Raw genomic sequence first — 18,459 nt, forward strand, 5'->3', positions numbered from 1 at the left:
TTTTACATTTGTGGTTTTCCCACTTTGGCAACTGCCCAAATTGTCCGGGATGACACTTTACCGCTCAACTCCACCGTCACCCAAAACGATAACACCTTCACCATTGAAGGCGGCACAGCAGCGGGCCGCAATCTGTTCCATAGCTTTAGGGAATTTTCCGTCCCCACTGGCGGTACAGCATTTTTCAACAACGCTGATACGATTCAAAATATTTTCACTCGCGTCACAGGTGGGTCAATTTCTAACATTGATGGCATTCTCCAAACCAACGGTAACGCTAACCTATTTCTCCTCAACCCCAACGGGATTATTTTTGGCCCGAATGCCAGCCTGAATATCGGTGGCTCGTTTCTTGGTACTACAGCCGATAGTATTAATTTTGCTGACGGCACTTCATTTAGTGCTAGAAATCTCCAAACAACTCCTCTGCTAACTATCAGTATTCCTACCAGCTTGCAATTTACAGGAACTCCCGCAGAGATCCGCGTTGAGGGGAATGGCCACAACTTCAGCTTAGGTGATGATGACCAAGTAGATAGGAGCGATCGCCCTGCTGGTCTTGAAGTAAAAGCCGGGAATACCTTAGCGCTCATTGGGGGCAATGTCACCCTAGACGGCGGAAACCTCATGGCTGAAGGAGGGCGGATTGAGCTTTGGTCTGTGAGAAACGGTCAACTTACTTTGGATAGTAACGGATCGATCGGAATCGGAAATGCCCAACCTGTCGCGGAATATGGCGACATCCAATTCACCAACGCAGCATCCGCCGACGCTAGTGGTCCCGGAGGCGGAACCATTCAAGTACAGGGTCGAAATGTCGCCCTGACAGGCGGTTCGGCAATATTAAGTATTACTGAAGGATCGCAGCCAGGAAGCTCTTTAACTGTAAATGCCTCCGACTCCCTGGAACTAATAGGTACTACAACCGAAGAACGCCCCTTTTTCCGTAGCGGCTTGCTGGCAGAAACTCAGGGCGATGGCAATGGCAGCAATTTAAACATTGACACAGGGCGGTTGACTGTTCGAGAAGGAGCAGCCGCACAAACTGCTACCTTTGCGGCTGGCAATGCCGGAAATTTAACCGTCCGAGCTAGGGAACTGGTGGAACTGAGGACTCCTGTCATAGATGCTGAAGTCACTCTGAACGTTGGTGGTTTGTTTTCTGGAGTCGGTTTAGAGGCAACGGGAAATGGAGGTAATCTAACTGTTGAAACCAGACAGTTGTTTCTGCAAGGTCAAACTGAGATTGCCAGCACTACTAGCGGTATTGGTCGATCGGGAGATTTAACAGTAAACGCCACCGATTTGGTGCAATTGTCAGGAATTAGTGGTTTATTTGCAAATGCACAAGCAAATGGAAATGGAGGAAATTTAACAGTTAATACCAGACAGTTGATTGTGGAGGAAGTAGCTCAGATATCAACGTCTACTTTTGCCTCTGGCAATGCAGGAAATTTAATAATTCGCGCTTCTGACTCAGTGGAGGTAAGGAGTGGCGGTGGTATATTCGCTCAAGTCAACGGTCAACAAACAGAACAGGGAGAAATTTTGCCAGCAACGGGAAACGGAGGTAATTTGACGGTGGAAACCAGACGGTTAACAGTCCAGGGGGGCGGCCGGATCTCCGCAACAACGTTCGGCGAAGGGTCAGGAGGAACCTTGACGGTTCGAGGTATTGGGTCAGCAGAAACAGCAGCAGTTACTCCTGCGGAATTAGTGGAAGTAATCGGAACCTCGGCTGAGGGGAGTCCCAGCGCTTTATTTGCCAGCACACAAGCAAGTGCTGCCGGGGGCAATATCACAATTGACGCAAGGCGGGTGGTTGTTCGGGACGGCGGACAGATAACAGCCTCTACTCTGGGTGCAGGGCCAGGAGGCAGTATTGTGGTTAAAGCTTCCGACTCTGTAGAATTGAGTGGCATTGGCAGGACAGAAACAGGTGAAGCAGTGCGGACAGAAGAAGGCGAGGTACTCCGCAGCGGCTTGTTAGCTCGGACGCGGGGCGGTTCTGGCGATGCTGGCAGTTTGAACGTCACTACTCAAAGATTGACGGTTGAGAGGGGAGCAACACTAACAGTTAGCAGTCGGTTGGGAACAGGGACACCAGCAGCCGGCAACCTGGAGGTAACAGCTAGTGATATCAGACTAGACAGAGGAACCATTACGGCAGAAACTAGATCCGGTGACTTCGGCAATATCAACCTCCAAGCGTCCAACTACTTACTGATGCGCGACAACAGCAACATTACCGTTACCGCCACCGGCGATGCTAGGGGCGGCAATATCAACATCAATACCAGAGCCTTAATTGCCGGTATCAAGAGCGACATCACAGCCAATGCAGTCAACCGCGAAGCCGGCCGCGTCGAAATTACAGCCCCAGAAGGCATTTTCGGAGCCCGATCGCGCCGCCTCACAGATCCCGCCTCCAACCTCACCAGCGACATCACCGCTACCTCCCTGGCCGGCCCGCAACTCGACGGCGAGATACTCCTCAACACCCCTGAAGCAGACCCCACCCAAGGCGTGGCTAAGCTACCAGAGACGATCGCCAATCCCGACGCGATCGCCCAAATTTGTCCCAATCAACGGAAGCCGGGAGAAGATAGAACCTTTACCAGAACCGGGCGCGGCTTGCCTGCCAATCCAGGGGAAACCCTCAGCGGCGGCTCTGCAACCGTCGGTTTAGCTGACGCTGTACCGCCTGTCGAAGGGCGATCGAGAACTGCCGCACCCCAGCAAGCGGTTCGCCCCGCTTCTCGCCCCATCCAGGCAGCCCGAGGTTTGGCGGTTAACAGCAAAGGAGAAGTCATCTTCACTGCTTATCCTGCTGCGGTGCCGCTGCAAAGTCCCGTTATTCCCCACCCAGCCTGCGATGTTCAATAACAGAAACCGGAACAGGGGCGATCGCTGGCTGCCGTTGAGTGCGGGCTTGTTAGCAAGCAGCTTGGCGGCTTGGCCGCTGAAGGCGGAAACTCTTCTGCTGCAACCAGCAGGAGAGTTGAATCCGGGCGGCCCAGACTTGACGGTTCAAGTTCCCAATCCCGCAGAACCTCTAGAACCGCAAACCACTCCTTCCCGGCAAAACCCGCAAAACCTGCCACCTACAGAGCCCTCTCCCACGCTGGAAGAAAGAAAGACTGAACCCGATTCCGATACCGGTGAAGCTTACGAATGTTCTATCCCAGTGCCGCCAGCAGATCGATCGCCCGCAACTCCAACGGCAACTCCAACGCCGGAAGATAGCAAAACCGATGAGGCGATCGAGGCAATCTCGATCGCTAATTTTCGCTTCGTTGGCAATACTGTTTTCAGTCAGGAAACTCTCGATCGAGAAATTACCCGACAATTTTTAGAATTAGACAGCACTACTAATCGATTTCGAGAAGGACAAATTACTTTCGCTCAATTGCAGCAAGTAATTTCTGAAGTCACTAAGTTTTACAACCAAAGAGGATATATTAACTCTTTTGCCTACATTCCTACTACCAGCGAAGAACCAAATCAAAGATTGCAAAATAGGGGCGTTCCTGGAGAAGTTATTATTAAAATTGTCGAAGGCGGATTAGAATCAATTCGAGTCAGGAGGCGGACGGGAAGGCAACGCCTCAACCTCGATTATGTATGCAGCCGTTTGGCGATCGCATCGCAACCTTTACAAGTTTCTCGCCTGCTAGATGCTCTGCGATTGCTCGAACTCGATCCATTAATTAAAAAGATTACCGCTGAATTGATACCCGGTTCGCAGGTACACAGAAGCAGTTTAGAAGTTAAATTCGAGGAGGAACAAACTTTTAGTGTCGAAGTAGCGATCGATAACCGCCGAGCTCCAAGCGTCGGTACTGTCCGCCGCCAAGTTCAAGTAAACGAAGCAAATTTATTGGGCCGGGGAGATGATTTGAGCCTTGCCTACACGAATACCGACGGCAGCAATGCTTTCGATTTAAGTTATACATTGCCCTTAAATCCGAATAACGGTACGATTAAGGTAGCAGCAGGAACAACTGCAAATCGCGTCGTCGAACCGCCTTTTGAAGATGTCGATCTCAGAGCAGCGGCGCGATATTTAGATATTACGCTGCGCCAACCTTTATTAAGGACTCCCAGACAAGAATTTGCCGTCGGTTTGACTGCAACTCGGCGGGAAAGTGGCACTTCAATTTTAGGTGAAGATTTCCCCCTCTCTCCAGGAGCCGATGAAAAAGGGCGATCGCGCATTTCGGCCCTGCGATTCTTTCAGGATTGGACGGTGCGAAGTAATGAAGAATTATTAGCGTTTCGATCGCAATTTAGCTTAGGATTGAGTGCTTTTAATGCTACTGTTAACAGTGAAGCTCCTGACAGCAGATTTTTGGCATGGCGGGGACAGGCGCAGTGGGTTCGCCGTTTGGCAAGAGACACTTTTGTCTTTGCCAGCAGCGACTTGCAATTAGCAAATAGAGCGCTTTTACCTCTGGAGCAATTTGGTCTTGGAGGTTTCAATAGCGTGAGAGGCTACCGGCAGGATCTACTTTTGGGCGATAACGGAATTTCCGCATCAGCCGAGTTGCGATTTCCGATTGTTGGTAGGTCCGATCGAGGGTTAGGAGTCGTTCAAATTGCTCCTTTTATTGATGCAGGCACGGTGTGGAACAGCTCCCGTAGAGAGGATTTTGACCCTCAAACTTTGGTATCTGTGGGGGCGGGACTGCGGTGGGAAATGAGCGATCGACTTGCAGCAAGTTTTTACTGGGGCATTCCTTTAGTTGACGTGAATTCGAGGCAGAGGACATGGCAAGAAAAAGGGTTACATTTTTCAGTGCGATCGAGGTTTTCTTTTTGAAACTTGTGCGCCAAATCAAGATAAAAAAAATCAGGTTATTTATTCTCCTATTTTTAACAGTATTGTTCTCTTTTTTAGCAACAAATGTCCGAGCTAACCAAATATTTAATGGGGAAGTAGGAAAAACAGAAATTACTCAACAAGATCGTGCAAGGACGATACAAGATCGTGTAGGAATGATACAAGTTCCTGTAGGGTTGAGTGCTACTGCCCTCCAGCAGCGAGAGGGAAGTGAATCGGAAAAGTTAGCGAGGGAACGCTATGCGGCGGGAGAATTTGAGGAAGCAGCAAAATATTGGCAGCAAGCTGCGGCGGCTTTTGAAGTTAAGGGAGATTGGTTAAATCAAGCGATCGCCCTCAGCAATCTTTCGTTAACTTACCAACAGTTTGGACGCTGGCAGGAGGCCGAAAAAGCAATTGAAAAAAGTTTGAGTTTGTTGCCGCAGGAATCAAGAGCAAATTCGCCAGCAGAATTAAGGGCGATCGCTCAGACTCTTGATATCAAAGGCAACGGGCTATCGGATCGGGGGCAAGTCAATATTGCTTTAAAAAGTTGGCAGCAAACTGCTAGTATTTATGTTAAATTAAAGGATGAGTTCGGGTGGAAGCGCAGTTTAATTTCTCAAGTCAAAGCCATGCAAGAGTTAGGGCTTTACGAACAGGCTTGTCAAACATTAATACCCGCGATCGAGGTGGATAACAAAGGAAAATTTGCCCTGCCCGATCGAACTTGCTCGCAGTTAACCGACAGCAAAAGTTTAGATCGATTACAAGGGCTTTTACAAAAACAATTAAATCCAAATTTTAAAAGCATCCAATTAACAGGAAGTCGCCTACTCGGCGATGTTTTGAGGCAGCTTGGATTTTTAGACAATTCACAGAAGTTTTTGGCAGCAGTCGATCGAGCCATTACTCAAGAGAAAAACAATCAAGAAAAAGCTTTAGTTTGGCTGAGTTTAGGCAATACTTACGAAGCTTCGGGGAATAGAAATCGATTTCTAGCTGAGTCTGGAGATAACACTCAAATAAATTATTACTCAACTGCTTTAGATTACTATCGAAGAGCGATCGAGGTTGCTGGAACTTCCTTTATTAAAATCCAGGCAAGGTTAGATTTATTCAGCCTTTTAGTAGATCCAAAAATTGGGAATAAGATAAATCTCCGAGAAGCAGAAGAGTTGCGGTTGGCAATTTTATCTCAGTTGAGTCAGCTACCGCCGAGCCGCCATAAAATATATGGTGAAGTTAGCTTGATGAATAGCTTAGCTAACCTGAAAAATGAAGAATTAAAAGCTGCAAATAACCCACCTAATTTCAGGGCTGAAAAGTCAGAATCACTCTCTAACTACTGTTTGCCCGATTCCTTAACTGTTTCTGAAAGCTTGTCTCAAAATACTCAAGATTTATCTTGGAGAGAAATTGTAAATCTGGGAGCCCAAGCTGTCAAATTAGGTAAGGATTTAGGCGATTTAAGGGCAACAGCCTATGCTTTGGGTAATTTGGGCGGAATTTACGAACAGAAACAGCAATGGTTAGAGGCTCAACAATGTACGGAACAAGCTTTACTTTTGTCGCAAAACGTGCAGCTAAATTCGCCGGATCTTGCCTATCAGTGGCAGTGGCAATTGGGGCGGATTCGTCGGGATGGGAAGGCGAGGGATGTTGAGGGGGCGATCGCGGCTTATACGGCTGCATTTAATACTTTACAGTCGGTACGCAACGATTTGGTGCCAATTAGTCGGGACGGACAGTTCGATTTTCGCGATCGGGTAGAACCAGTGTATCGCGAATTGGTAGATTTGTTGTTGCGGCGCGAGGAACCGAGTCAGGAGAATTTGAAGCAAGCCCGAAATGTCATTGAAGCCCTTCAGGTAGCTGAATTGGATAACTTTTTTAGAGATGCTTGTCTTCAGGTTAAAACTAAACAAATTGATGGGCTCGATCGAACAGCGGCAGTGATTTATCCAATTATTTTAGAAGATAGGTTAGAAATTATTGTCTCCCTACCCGATCGACTATTGCACCATCGCCCATCCGATACACCTCGCAGAAAAGTTGAGACTCTTCTGAAAAACTTGCAAGGCGAATTGAGCGAAGCAGATGCACCTGCTGAAGTTACAAAAATTTCTAAAATAATTTATGGGTGGTTAATTAAACCTTTTAATAAATATCTCGAACAATACCCTGAGTTAAGAACATTAGTATTCGTCCTAGATAGCAGCTTCCGCAATATTCCAATGAGCGTCTTATCTCATTATGATGAAGTTACTAAAAAAGAAATTTATCTAATCGAAAAATATGCTATTGCCCTAGCACCAGGGTTGCAACTCATCAGTCCTCATTCTTGGCAACCAGAAAGGTTGAAAATTTTAATTGCAGGCTTGAGTGAAGAACGGATTTTTCCTGGGAGAAAAGCTTTCCCCGCTCTTAAATATGTAGATCGGGAGTTAGGAAATATCAAACAAGAGGTTTCTAACAGCGAAAAACCGCTGATTAACCAAGATTTTATCAAAAATAGCTTAAGAGAGCAAATTAACTCTTTTCCTTCCTCAGTGATTCATATAGCAACTCATGGTGAATTCAGTTCCGATCCAGAACAAACTTTTATTGTAGCTTATGATGGCGTGATTCAGAGTAAAGAGTTAAGTGATATACTCAGCAGCAAGCGCGATCGCAAAGATAATAATATTGAATTATTGGTTTTGAGTGCTTGTAGAACAGCCAAGGGCGATCCTAGAGCTTCATTAGGGCTAGCTGGAGTCGCCGTGCGATCGGGAGCGCGCAGTACATTAGCAACATTATGGTATGTTGACGATGAGTCTACGGCGGAACTAATGGTTAAGTTCTATAATGAACTAAAAAAACCTAATGTGAATAAAGCTGAAGCGCTCCGCCAAGCCCAATTATCACTTCTAGCCAAAAAATCCGATCCCTATTATTGGGCTCCTTTTGTTATGATTGGAAATTGGTTGTAAGAATAGTCTTTTTATACCGAGGCTACCAGACACTATATAACGAGGGTAAAAAACCCGGATTTGATATAAATCTTTTAGCGAGGCAGTACCGGGCCTAGTATCTTTTCTTCCTTCAACTTTTCCAAATCTATCGCTTTCAAGATGTTCGCCCAGTCATCAGGGCGACTGCGAATTTGTGCCAAGTCAGGCATATCATACCAAAGCTGGTTAGCAATATAGATTGCAGCACGATTTTCTCTTGTTGCAGCCTGCAACTGAGCGTCAAGATTTCCTCGATCGACCCGTTTTACTAAACCTGTATGAAAAACTGCATTAGACCCCGGTAATGTTTGAGATGAACAGTAAAGTCGGAAATACCAACGATAGGTTTTATTTACCTCTAAAGGTTGTCGATCTTTGGGAAGGTTAACACTAACAATTCCCGGAGTTTCAGGTAGTTTGAAATCGATTTTGTAGACGCGATTTCCTCCTGCATCTTCTAAAGAAAAAGTTCCATAGCTGACGCTTTGACTTCTGTAGGGAACATAAAACCACAAGGTAGGGCGATCGGTAATTGTCGAGACTAAAAAATCTGGACTGTTAGGAGGTAAAAAAGGGGTAAAAGGTAAACCTGCTGTCTCTTCACAAGGCCCGCGAGTTCCTGTGGGCTTTCGATCGGTAGCTCTATCACTTACGGGTGGTTGTTGGGTTTCAGAAACTACGATACCGTTTAAATTAAGTTGCACCTGTCCCAAAACTAAGCAGTTTGTCACGTTAATAACCGCCAGCGTCCAAGCGCAGGTGAACAGAGTTTTCATATAGGTATGCTGTGGGAGCTGCTATGTGTCTTTCCTAGCATTGTAGACTATTAAACATCCGCTAGCACCTAACAAAGCAAATCCTGATGGTACGAGGGGTAGCACGCATCCTGATGTCAGCAAGCTAAACCCGCAGCTCCCAGATAAAATAATGAGTAGCGATCCTTGAGCTAATCCTAAATGCAGTCGCGATTGAAGGCGGATAGCGCAAAAACTGCCTACCACAGACCAAAGCAAAATCAAAACAGTATCACCCCACTGAGGTAAAAACCACATCAGGGGTATGCGATCCTCAACGGCAGTAATAATTTGACTGACCCTCTGAGCTAAAAACATTAAGCTAGGAATCTCTTGGTTGTAAGGTGTGTTATGGTTTGCGTTGTTTCTAGTTGGATCTGTAACACCAATTAAAACAATTTTATCCTTGATATCAGATGGATTGACCTGCTCGTTGAGAATTTGCATCAGAGTTACTCGCTCAGCAATGTCAATGAGCGATCGGCGCGATCGATAATTCAAGATTATTTGAAATCCACCTAAGTTTTCTTTTTGATAAAAACCTCGATCTGTTTCTAAATTTTTGAAATCAGTTTTGCCGATTTTCCAATAATTTTCTCGAAACTCGACTGGCAGCTTGGAACTCCGATCGGCAGTATTATTCGGTTGGTTTTGCAAATAGTGTAAAGCTAGTTGAAAACTTAGCGAAGATGAGGTTTTGCACTGAGAAGACGGGTAGGGCTTCATAGCCAATAAATGTCTCCGGATCGCGCGATCGGAATCTTCTACAATATCCCCAAATCCAGGTCGAGCGTCGGGCAGACCGGGAGGCGGTGCAACCCCTTCTGGAAATTTATCCCAAGGAAACATACATATAGGAATTACCCGCTCGTGCTGCTGTAAGTATTTAATTAAATCATCACGCCCTTGTGCTTGTGGAACATCTCTATAAATATCCAAGCCAATAGTTCGCGGTTGGTGCTTATTTAATTTTTCTAAAACCCGAACTATTGTTTTATCGTGTAAGGGATATTCATTATTTAATTGCTTAAAATCATCGGCAGTAACTTCAACAATTAATAAGCGGGAATCCAGCCCTTTATCCGGCATTATCTGTGCGAGTCGATCGAAAGCTGTTTTTTCTAAAGGTTCTAACAATCCTAGCGATCGCACTCCCACGACTGTGCCTGTGACTAACACGCTAGCTACCAATACAGTCCGAAGGTTGCGCCAAATCGAAACACGCTGACGCTCTTCCTCATTTCCCTTCAGCAACTCATCCCAACTTGGAGGCTCAACAGCAGGGTGTTCGTAAACCATCGGCAGCCAACTAGCACAGGGATAATCACCATCCATCATCCCGTGTAGGCTTTCTCGCGCCTTCCTAACAGAGTCCCGCAAAGGCTTCTTTTCTCTAGCAAATGCCTCTAGAAAATATTCCAAAAACTTCTGAGCGACTTCATCCGGCACTCGCTCTCGCATGGCAATTACAGCAGGAATTTGCAGCGAAGCTAGTTCGTTGACTAATCCCATGCCGTCACAAGAATTAAAAATTGCTAATTTCAACCCGTGCTTAATCGCATTTTGTAAACCATACTTTAAATCTTCAATTGCTATGCTTTCAGTTTCACTGAGAGCAAGCTTGCCCTGGCTGTAATCTGAATTGCTAGAGCTATGACCTGCGAAAAATAAAATGTCCCAATTGCGCTTCCATAACTGTTCGTTGAGCTGGGTGCTGCGAATAGCTATTACAGCCTCTATCTCGGCATCCCTTTCAATTAACGATTTCCAATACTCTAAATCTGCCTGAAGGTTTATGTCTGTATGTCCTCCCAAAACTACCAGAATTCTGACCTTATTTTTAGAGTTAGTTGGTTGGTAATTACCAAGTGTATTAGTTAACCTGCTGAAACTAGGCTCAATTTTCAATTCGTCAAGTTTATCCCAGAGGTGCCAAGGCAAACCCCAGAAATAAATATCATCTGTTTGAATCATCAATCTGACATTGCCTTTCTCAGCACTCAATACTTGTAATAACTTATCCCTGACAGACTGAAAAAGACTGTCCCCAGAATTCAACCAAGTATTAATACGCGCCTTCACTTGAACCGCTAATTCTTGAACCGAACTTTTGGTAATTTGCCCTTTTTTATGTTCTAATTTGCGATAACAACCAAAACCGCGTACAGTCCGCTCTAATCGCAAATCCTCATAGGCTTTCAGAAAATCTTTAGCCGGTGGCAACCGCCCCCTACTTTCAGCCATAGCCGAGTGAATGCTATCGCCAATTCTTAGGGCGACAGGATAGCGCTGCTCGCTGTCAACATCCCCTATTTCCAAGATTACGAGTTTGCTCATAGCTTTTGACCTTCCAAATACCGATCGAGTTAAATAGTAAAATCTTCTGTGACGCTAACTTGCTGCAAAGCAACCTTCACCTGAAAATAATCGCCGAGATCCGCCGTAAATTCATATTCAAGGCTATCATTAACCATATCCGTGCGTTCTTCCCCGAAAATTTCGCCTCCTTCATCTAAGACAAGAAGTTCGAGATTTGGTGGCAGAGTTTGCGATCGCACGGGGCTTACTCGCAAGTGAACGTTCGTTTTATCGCTTCCTTCCGGAAACAGCGTCACTACCAGCACGACGCGCTCGGTATCAAGTCGCATTTCCAAATTAATAATCTTACCAACTCTCAAACCCGCACTGGCATTTTTAGGGTCAATTTTTCCCAAACTCACAGCCGCTTGACGGCGCAAGATATCATCTTGAGTTGTTTGTAACAAATCAGTCAATGCTGCGATCGCCTCCGCATTTCCCGGTTCGACGCGACCTAATAATTCGGCGACCCGCCATTGATTCCCTTTATTGCGCTTATCCTTCAACAGTTCAATCAGCGTGGGAATTTTATTATGGCTGCTAGAATAACCGTCCCGATACCTCTGATTTCCTTCTAGAGCATAAACCAAATTAGGCTCTAAAGTTCCTAATTTTTCTACTATTCCCTCCACTGTCTGCCATCCTTCGTGCAAATAACTCTTGACCCGGTGAACTAAATTTTCTCGATCTTGAGTGGAGAAAATTAATCCGCTTGCTACCTCCTTTTTCTCCAAAATCCCTAAACGCTTTCCATACAACAATTGTCTCAATTCATCATTTGCCAAAAATGCAGCCCACTGCTCAAATGTAACTCTCAGTCGGGGAGAATATATTGATGAATCGCTCAAAAGCTGTAATAATTTTGCAGCCTCTCCTTCAGATAAACTTGGCAATGGTGAAACTTCTTGTTGCAAGTTTAACCCAAAAGTAAGTTGCATCACCGTAAGGGATTCTGTTAACTCCTCGATCGCTAAACAATAAGTCCGATCGCCCGCATTGTATCTGCCGTCATTCTTTAGCTGGCGGTGCGTCGCAAAGCCGCATAACTCTATCCAACACTCACCATCATCCCCATCTAAATTCACTTGTACGGGGAGATAATAGTCAGCACTCCAGTTAGGAATATCCACCCATTCCTGCGGTACGCAAAACTCTTCTAACTCTCCCTCATCACTGGGAATTAACACCAACCTAGTCTCGCCAATTTGAAATGCAGTACCATTCACCACTTCCCAAATACTAGCAATATCCTGACCGTGCCAGACTGAAGGTTGAGGGAATGCTTCTTCTGCCAGCCATTCCGATAACCAGTTCAAGAATGTTTTTAAACAAACACCATTGAGATAAGCATTGTAGCGCGAAATCGGATTAGAATGATGCTGAGCTTTGCGCCATGGAATTTCTAGGTCAGCTTCGTCAATTGTCAACTGCAAGCGGTAAGAATTATGAAAGTTGAAAGGCTGTAATTGGTTGGGTTGAAACATTGTTTTATTCTCCTTTTTTAGATGCAGTTAAAGTTTGCAAGCATTGTTGAACGATCGGATCGATGTTTTTAGAAGTATCTTCGCCCTCTAGAGGTAGATTCAGAGTCCGACTAGCAGCTAAAATTTGATCGTGATAAAACTTCGCTAGCCACTGCCCGACACACTTCTTCTGCCAAGCATTCAGCACCTTTATCAATTTTGCTTGTAATTTATGCTGAGCTTGAGAGATGGCGGCATCTACCTCTAACAAATTAATGCCAAGCCGATCGGCAATGTTCTCTTCTGCTACTTGTTGACCGTATCGGAGGCGCAAAATTTCTTGCTCTTTAGAGTCAAGTTCTCTAATTGCTCGATCCAAGGCTTTTTGAATTAATTCTGAGTGCAGGGTAGCGCTGCAATTTCTCTCTAGCCACGTAACTACCTGCTGGGGAACCCATCGTTCGGGGGCGGATACTTTTACTAGAGCTTCTAACAGTTTTAGCTCAATAGTAGTGAGGCGTCTGGAAATAGAGGACTGATTCAGTTTTAATTTAAGTTCTAGTTGCTTTTGCTTGAATCCAAAACCGTAATAAAATAAAAGAATTTTGTGCTGATCGGGTTTTAAATTTGCTATGTGTTCGTCAAAAGCAGAGTCAATCATGTTACTCAATTCGCTTACTTTTGCAGGGGAATTTTTTACTTCGTCTGTATTTGAGTTTCCCATCTCTAACTTATAAAACAATTCCTCAGTATCTTGTTCCTGAAGCACTCCTAAGGATAGTGGAAAATTGATGAAATTGGGATAATTTTGTAACGCATTAATGCAGATTTTCATCCAAGCTTGCATTTGCTTTCCGCTAATGTTTGCACCCGCCGAGACTTCATACGGCGCTGAGGACAGGGACTTTTCTGCATTGTAACACTCTGCTGCTTCCTGAAAGTCTTCGCTGTCAGCCTCCAGCCATTTTTGCCCTCTTTGACGAATTGCGGGATTATTAACCTTATTAAAGCAATAAACTTTTTTAAAGTATTTGCGCGCAAATATAAATTGAGAAAGGTAAGGTTCTCGATAGGCATTTTGGAGGGCTTCACGAAGCTCTAGATCGCTTTTTTTATCTAGCAGTCGCCAGGGCGAGAACTTACCGATATCTGATTCCGAGTTGATAACTCTTATCAAAGTTTGCTGGATATATGTATCTAAAGAAGCCTGACGGTCAGTATTGTAAGACCTTAACAACTTCAAAAGATTGTCATAATTGTAAATAGAAACGCGAGCGTAGCAAAGATAATCTTCCCAAGAGCAATTACTGGACTGCGCTCGTACTCTGTTAGCTGCGTAGTAGCAGTGTTTTTCAAAATAACTAGCCAAATGTTTTAAAGCTAGCATTTTCCTATTTTCTGGTTCCCATTCTCTGGCGATATGCGAAGGCACACCAATCGCTATCTGCTTCCAAAATTCGGCTATACGTTGACTTCCATCGGGCCGAGCGCACAACTCTGAAAGCACCTGATTTCGTTCTTTGTACAACTCAAAGTTGCGCTTTAGTTCAGCATAAATTTGCCAAGAAAGAGCAGGACGACCGCTGCCGCTTGTCAGCATGAGATAGGTAAAAAAATTCTCGGCGTTATCTCGACGTTCAGGAAGTCTGGGAATACTTTCCTGGTTGAAAGGGTTGGGCATCTTAGCCGATTCTCCAATAATAATATAAGAAAAAATTGATGCGGGATTTTTGAGTTGAAACTTGACTGGCCTTGTTCGGGGCGATGCCTCAGCCTAGGCAGCTACGCCATCGCAGGTCGTTCGCCGGTGCGATGTCGGGGATGTTGCTGGGTGGCTGTTGAGTAACGGCGCGATCGATTTCAGCATACAGGCTGTGAAAGAACTTTGAAAGTGTACTACTAACTTATTGGCACCGCCAGCCGAGAATTATGCAGGTGGCTGTGAGTTGGGGAGGCAGTATTGTTTCCGAACAAGCGGCTAGAGCATCAGTCCAGCAGAACTTGCAGTATTGGGTTTAAACTCGTTTTTCGTCGATCGCCGAACGTTGAAACAACTTTTTTCTTTGAGAATTATTTTACTGGACTGGCGTTTGAGCAGCGTATCATACCAAATCCGAGGAGCGTACCCCCAGAACGATCGCCGAAAAGTAGGGTGCGTCGCGAGCTTACTCCCTTCCTGGTAGAAGATTATGTACTTCTTCCTGATTCTTCCTCGTCCTACCCTACCCTTCATGAATCGCCCGGATTTGGTATCGATTGCTTGCCCTCGTGCTGAGCGTGAAAGTGTGGTTTGTATCTAAGAGCTTTTGAGACATAACTGCTTGAATTGAAGCAGCAGCAGGCAAGCTTCTGGCCACATTCCTCCAAAAATGAGACACTAGACCTCACAGGCAGTTCCAGAATAGCCTCGATCGCTTTTGTTATTGCATTGTCCGACAAGCGACTGCGATCGCCCTTCGGTTCAGGAGCGCGATCGTCTCTAGCCGTCAGCTAGCTCGATCGCTCTTGCTTATTCAATTGAACGACTATCGAGCAATTTGCAGAAATTTGCAGACATAATTTTGAACATTTTAGCTAAAAAATAGCCTCAACTTCAGAGATAAACTTCCGCCGATTGTCTAAGATGTTGACAACTACGAAAATTGCCGATCGCACAAATTTATTTGCATATTTTTGAACTATGGCATTTCTTTTCTGTAGATTACTATCTGGCATTGCCCTATTCTGGAAACACAAATGTCAGGACATGAAATCTCAAACTGTATGGAGATAAGGGATGAAAGACACTTTGGACATAAAAGTCCGCAGAGGTGAGGTATCAGATGGAGAAATCCTGTGCTACTTGATTAACGCTTTAGCAGATAATCAAGCATTGCCAAGGCCTGATCCTGAAGCACGTCTTCGCCTGAAATTTCAGGCTTTTGACCCCTCCGCATCTTTTAATACGTGGTTAGCGGAAGTTGATGGTAAACCAGTTGGTTATGCTGTAACATTCTACACCTATTCCACTTTTTTAGCCTTACCATCCTTACATTTAGAAGATATTTTTGTGTTGCCGGAGTATCGCTTACTTGGAGTAGGAAAAGCGCTGTTTGCTCATTGCGCCAAGATAGCGCTGGAACGGAACTGCGGTCGAATCGAGTGGCTAGTATTGCACTCGAACACGCCAGCTAGGGCGTCGGTTCAGTATTAGGAGTTGACAAAAAAAGGACTTTATGAAATTAGCCAGTGCATGAGTTCGACTCTATGCCTGGTGTAATTGGCCGAACCTTATCCATTCGAGCAATGACATGAAGATTATGGACAACAGCGACTCGCCGTAGATCGAAGAGATTTTTCCGCAGTCCAATATAGCGAGCACGGTTCCCCTGCCAATGCCCAATATGAGCCAGAGAGTGTTCAACTGTAGTACGTTTTCTTAAGTCTATTCGACCAATAGCAGTGGATTGACGCGCTCGCAACTCTTGCATTAAGGCTTCATCAGGATGAATTGATACAGTCCGTCCTCTTTTACTATTCGTGCAACCAGCTCTGTGAGGACAAATTGCACATTCATTCTGAGGAAAATGAACAATCTTTCCGGGTTCAAATGGGATACTTACCTGATTGGGACAGCTAATTAAATGCGTATCCCAGTCAAGAAAAAAAGAATTTTTATCAAACCGTCCAGAATTTTTGACCGGCCACGCCTTGCAAAATATCTGTAATTTATCATCCCGTTGTGTCACCCAATGACTGGATAAATAAGCCCGATCAATATGTAACTCAGCTAGGTGAATATTTTGAAATTTTAAGTCACGTTCTAGGTCAACTGTAGCAGTGGCTTCCGGAGTATTTGCGCGAGTCAACGCCACCGCGCAAACTACACCACTCTCTAAATCTTTGAGGATGTGGCGTTTATATCCATCTATTTTCTTAGACTTGCTTTTCCGTCCATGTCGCATATCTGGGTCTTCAATAGAAATGCGACGGTATGAGGCTACTCCTTTGCTTAAACTCGGAACGCCTTGTGAGTCGAAAGTTACATTTTGGGATTTAATCACTCGGGCAACATCCAGAGTCTCTTGGACTACTTCAAATTCATCACTATCAGACTGGCTTTGCATCCATTCTTCCACTGAATCTAAGCTACTTAGGATAATTAAGAGTGCATTTTGACGTTCTCCTGGGTCATCCCAGTTTAAGTTATGTGGCTGTTTTTAAGCTGGAACTATTAAGGATGGGTGCACCTGCTTCCAGGGCAATTTCTGCTGGCTCCCGCCCCTGCACAGCAGCTATCATACTCACCGCCTTACGTAAAGCATGACCCAAGAGATTATATGTATCTTCGACTTTACCAGCTCCCCATAACGGGGAAGAATCTAAAGCTGCTTTGAGTTGAGATGAGCCAAACCCACCTTTTTGTTTGGCAATTTCTACGGTGCGGTCAATTAAGCGTTGGTCTAGTTCTTTTTTAATTAAGCGATTTCTGAATCTCACCAAAGTGGCTTTGCTAAAAGGAGGAGTTTCACAATTGAGACAATCAAGAACTAACTGCCAACGTTGATCCATGAGCATTTCTTCAATTACTTCATCATCAGAAATGCCTAAGTAGGCTTGCAGAATAATTGCCAGCGCAATTTGTGCAGGAGGAATTGGGCCCTGACCGACTGTGCTATCTTTAAAAATTGTAGCAAGTTCTTCTTGAAACTCATCATTAAATATGAATGAACGGTTCAGTCGAAGAAAGGTGAATAACTTGGCTCGTTTAATGCGTTTGATAATCAACGCTTCTGTTGCTGAGAGTTCAATTGGAGGATGCCATAAGTGAGGGCGCATAAGGTTTCTTACTTCTTTCTGATTGTGAGAATTTAACAGGCTTTTCAATTCACATATCATTTCCAGTTTTTTTTGTCAACTCCTAATACTGAACCGACGCCCTAGGGGTTGAGTGCGGATGTAAGATGCTGGAGTCTGAAAGCAAAGCCTTTGATGAATGTAATGGACAGGGCTGGGCTGCTTTGTGGCGCATATTTATGGACGATCGGGACTTACATAAATTACGTCCTGATTTTGTCCCTAAAATGGAATCTTGGACAGTTGAGTTGGGATCTGCTAATAATGTCAATCGTCAAGATGCCCAACTTTACGCAGATAGAATTATCAACTATCTCTGCCACCGAGGATTTGTTACTGGTAGTCCACAAAAGTTATCTCACCAAATTTATATACCGAGAGGCAAGCTTAATAGTTTGAACATAGCAGATACTAAATATTCTGCTCCTTGTAGTGGTTTCTTTTATCCATCTGTAGAACCTGGAGCCAGGGCGAACGGATCTAAAGTTTATATTAGTATAATATGGTATATTGGAGAATAATTATTGAGTGCCTACAAAACATTTAAGCAGAGTTCGTTTTTATGAAACTCAAACCTAAAATCACCATTGCCGACCATTTTGCCGACTTAGAAGACCCAAGAATTGAGCGCACGAAGCGCCATCAATTAATTGATATTATCACCATCTCAATTTGTGCCGTGATTTGCGGTGCTGATACATGGGTGGATATCGAAAGTTACGGTCGAGCTAAATACGAATGGTTAAAGAAATTTTTAGAATTACCGAATGGCATACCTTCACACGACACAATTGCGCGAGTATTTTCTCGCCTCAAGCCGGAGCAATTCCAGAAATGTTTTTTGAGTTGGATTCAATCTATTAGCTGCTTAAAGGAGAGGAGAAGTAATCGCACTGGATGGCAAAACTCTTCGCCATTCTTACGATCGAGGAGGAGATCAAAAAGCAATTCATATGGTCAGTGCTTGGGCCACCAGTCAAAGATTAGTTTTAGGACAAGTTAAGGTTGATAAAAAATCCAATGAGATTACAGCTATTCCGGCTTTACTCAAAGTATTAAAATTAAACGGAAGCATTGTCACAATTGATGCTAGAGGCCTCCACAAAAAGAATGATCCAATAGCTATGTGGGTTTAGCGAAAATTTCCACAAACCATTTGTGAAGATTGGGCAGACGATTTATCTGGGTTT

Annotated in this window: 12 protein-coding genes and 2 pseudogenes; 7 read left to right on the forward strand and 7 right to left on the reverse strand. The window is 44.6% G+C overall.

Annotated features, from left to right (window positions below; translation table 11 throughout):
* Positions 1 to 24 precede the first annotated feature (24 nt).
* The 3 genes from JGK16_RS16295 to JGK16_RS16305 all read left to right on the forward strand — a co-directional run bounded on the left by JGK16_RS16295 (position 25) and on the right by JGK16_RS16305 (position 7,797).
* Complete coding sequence (locus JGK16_RS16295) at positions 25 to 2,886, forward strand: filamentous hemagglutinin N-terminal domain-containing protein (protein ID WP_293191347.1); 2,862 nt, start codon at positions 25 to 27, stop codon at positions 2,884 to 2,886.
* A complete protein-coding gene (locus JGK16_RS16300) occupies positions 2,876 to 4,822 on the forward strand; it encodes a ShlB/FhaC/HecB family hemolysin secretion/activation protein (RefSeq protein ID WP_293182988.1) in 1,947 nt (648 codons plus the stop codon). The genes JGK16_RS16295 and JGK16_RS16300 overlap by 11 nt, the downstream gene beginning before the upstream one ends.
* 176 nt (positions 4,823 to 4,998) lie before the next feature.
* A complete protein-coding gene (locus JGK16_RS16305) occupies positions 4,999 to 7,797 on the forward strand; it encodes a CHAT domain-containing protein (RefSeq protein WP_293191349.1) in 2,799 nt (932 codons plus the stop codon).
* Between the two features lie 74 nt (positions 7,798 to 7,871).
* Here JGK16_RS16305 and JGK16_RS16310 read toward each other — a convergent pair whose 3' ends face one another.
* The 5 genes from JGK16_RS16310 to JGK16_RS16330 form a co-directional block, all read right to left on the reverse strand.
* Positions 7,872 to 8,594 (reverse strand): DUF928 domain-containing protein, encoded by a 723-nt coding sequence (locus JGK16_RS16310; RefSeq protein WP_293191351.1) that lies wholly within the window; start codon positions 8,592 to 8,594, stop codon positions 7,872 to 7,874.
* A 21-nt stretch (positions 8,595 to 8,615) separates the two neighbouring features.
* Positions 8,616 to 10,949: a CHASE2 domain-containing protein gene (locus JGK16_RS16315; protein ID WP_293182982.1), complete on the reverse strand. Its 2,334-nt coding sequence runs from the start codon at positions 10,947 to 10,949 to the stop codon at positions 8,616 to 8,618.
* A 29-nt stretch (positions 10,950 to 10,978) separates the two neighbouring features.
* Positions 10,979 to 12,454 carry a DUF1822 family protein gene (locus JGK16_RS16320; RefSeq protein ID WP_293182980.1) on the reverse strand — a complete coding sequence of 492 codons (1,476 nt, stop codon included), beginning with the start codon at positions 12,452 to 12,454 and terminating at the stop codon, positions 10,979 to 10,981.
* A gap of 4 nt (positions 12,455 to 12,458) precedes the next feature.
* Positions 12,459 to 14,114, reverse strand: coding sequence for a hypothetical protein (locus tag JGK16_RS16325; protein ID WP_293182978.1), 1,656 nt, complete (start codon positions 14,112 to 14,114; stop codon positions 12,459 to 12,461).
* Between the two features lie 297 nt (positions 14,115 to 14,411).
* Positions 14,412 to 14,666: a hypothetical protein gene (locus JGK16_RS16330; RefSeq protein ID WP_293203269.1), complete on the reverse strand. Its 255-nt coding sequence runs from the start codon at positions 14,664 to 14,666 to the stop codon at positions 14,412 to 14,414.
* A 93-nt stretch (positions 14,667 to 14,759) separates the two neighbouring features.
* Between JGK16_RS16330 and JGK16_RS16335 the strand changes: the two genes are divergently transcribed.
* Entirely contained in the window at positions 14,760 to 14,927 is a 168-nt protein-coding gene (locus JGK16_RS16335) for a hypothetical protein (protein WP_293203272.1), read from the forward strand.
* 80 nt (positions 14,928 to 15,007) lie between these two features.
* Here JGK16_RS16335 and JGK16_RS16340 read toward each other — a convergent pair whose 3' ends face one another.
* Complete coding sequence (locus tag JGK16_RS16340; RefSeq protein WP_293191353.1) at positions 15,008 to 15,148, reverse strand: hypothetical protein; 141 nt, start codon at positions 15,146 to 15,148, stop codon at positions 15,008 to 15,010.
* Positions 15,149 to 15,209: 61 nt separating this feature from the next.
* Here JGK16_RS16340 and JGK16_RS16345 point away from each other — a divergent pair, with 61 nt between their 5' ends.
* Positions 15,210 to 15,626: a GNAT family N-acetyltransferase gene (locus JGK16_RS16345; protein WP_293191355.1), complete on the forward strand. Its 417-nt coding sequence runs from the start codon at positions 15,210 to 15,212 to the stop codon at positions 15,624 to 15,626.
* 28 nt (positions 15,627 to 15,654) lie between these two features.
* Here the strand turns inward: JGK16_RS16345 and JGK16_RS16350 are convergent.
* A pseudogene (locus JGK16_RS16350) lies at positions 15,655 to 17,251 on the reverse strand (IS1182 family transposase).
* A gap of 125 nt (positions 17,252 to 17,376) precedes the next feature.
* Between JGK16_RS16350 and JGK16_RS16355 the strand changes: the two are divergent.
* Complete coding sequence (locus tag JGK16_RS16355) at positions 17,377 to 17,790, forward strand: hypothetical protein (RefSeq protein WP_293191357.1); 414 nt, start codon at positions 17,377 to 17,379, stop codon at positions 17,788 to 17,790.
* Positions 17,791 to 17,831: 41 nt separating this feature from the next.
* Positions 17,832 to 18,366 (forward strand): annotated as a pseudogene (locus tag JGK16_RS16360) (ISAs1 family transposase); the annotation flags it as partial.
* Positions 18,367 to 18,459 lie beyond the last annotated feature (93 nt).

Source organism: Microcoleus sp. PH2017_09_SFU_O_A, assembly GCF_020738625.1.
Classification (GTDB): domain Bacteria; phylum Cyanobacteriota; class Cyanobacteriia; order Cyanobacteriales; family Microcoleaceae; genus Microcoleus.

Excerpts from the sequence above, each read along its gene's own strand:
- JGK16_RS16300 (WP_293182988.1), top strand. The coding sequence starts at position 2,876 with ATGTTCAATAACAGAAACCGGAACAGGGGCGATCGCTGGCTGCCGTTG.
- JGK16_RS16305 (WP_293191349.1), top strand. The coding sequence starts at position 4,999 with ATGATACAAGTTCCTGTAGGGTTGAGTGCTACTGCCCTCCAGCAGCGA.
- JGK16_RS16310 (WP_293191351.1), bottom strand. The coding sequence starts at position 8,594 with ATGAAAACTCTGTTCACCTGCGCTTGGACGCTGGCGGTTATTAACGTG.
- JGK16_RS16315 (WP_293182982.1), bottom strand. The coding sequence starts at position 10,949 with ATGAGCAAACTCGTAATCTTGGAAATAGGGGATGTTGACAGCGAGCAG.
- JGK16_RS16320 (WP_293182980.1), bottom strand. The coding sequence starts at position 12,454 with ATGTTTCAACCCAACCAATTACAGCCTTTCAACTTTCATAATTCTTAC.
- JGK16_RS16325 (WP_293182978.1), bottom strand. The coding sequence starts at position 14,114 with ATGCCCAACCCTTTCAACCAGGAAAGTATTCCCAGACTTCCTGAACGT.
- JGK16_RS16330 (WP_293203269.1), bottom strand. The coding sequence starts at position 14,666 with ATGAAGGGTAGGGTAGGACGAGGAAGAATCAGGAAGAAGTACATAATC.
- JGK16_RS16340 (WP_293191353.1), bottom strand. The coding sequence starts at position 15,148 with ATGCCAGATAGTAATCTACAGAAAAGAAATGCCATAGTTCAAAAATAT.
- JGK16_RS16345 (WP_293191355.1), top strand. The coding sequence starts at position 15,210 with ATGAAAGACACTTTGGACATAAAAGTCCGCAGAGGTGAGGTATCAGAT.
- JGK16_RS16355 (WP_293191357.1), top strand. The coding sequence starts at position 17,377 with ATGCTGGAGTCTGAAAGCAAAGCCTTTGATGAATGTAATGGACAGGGC.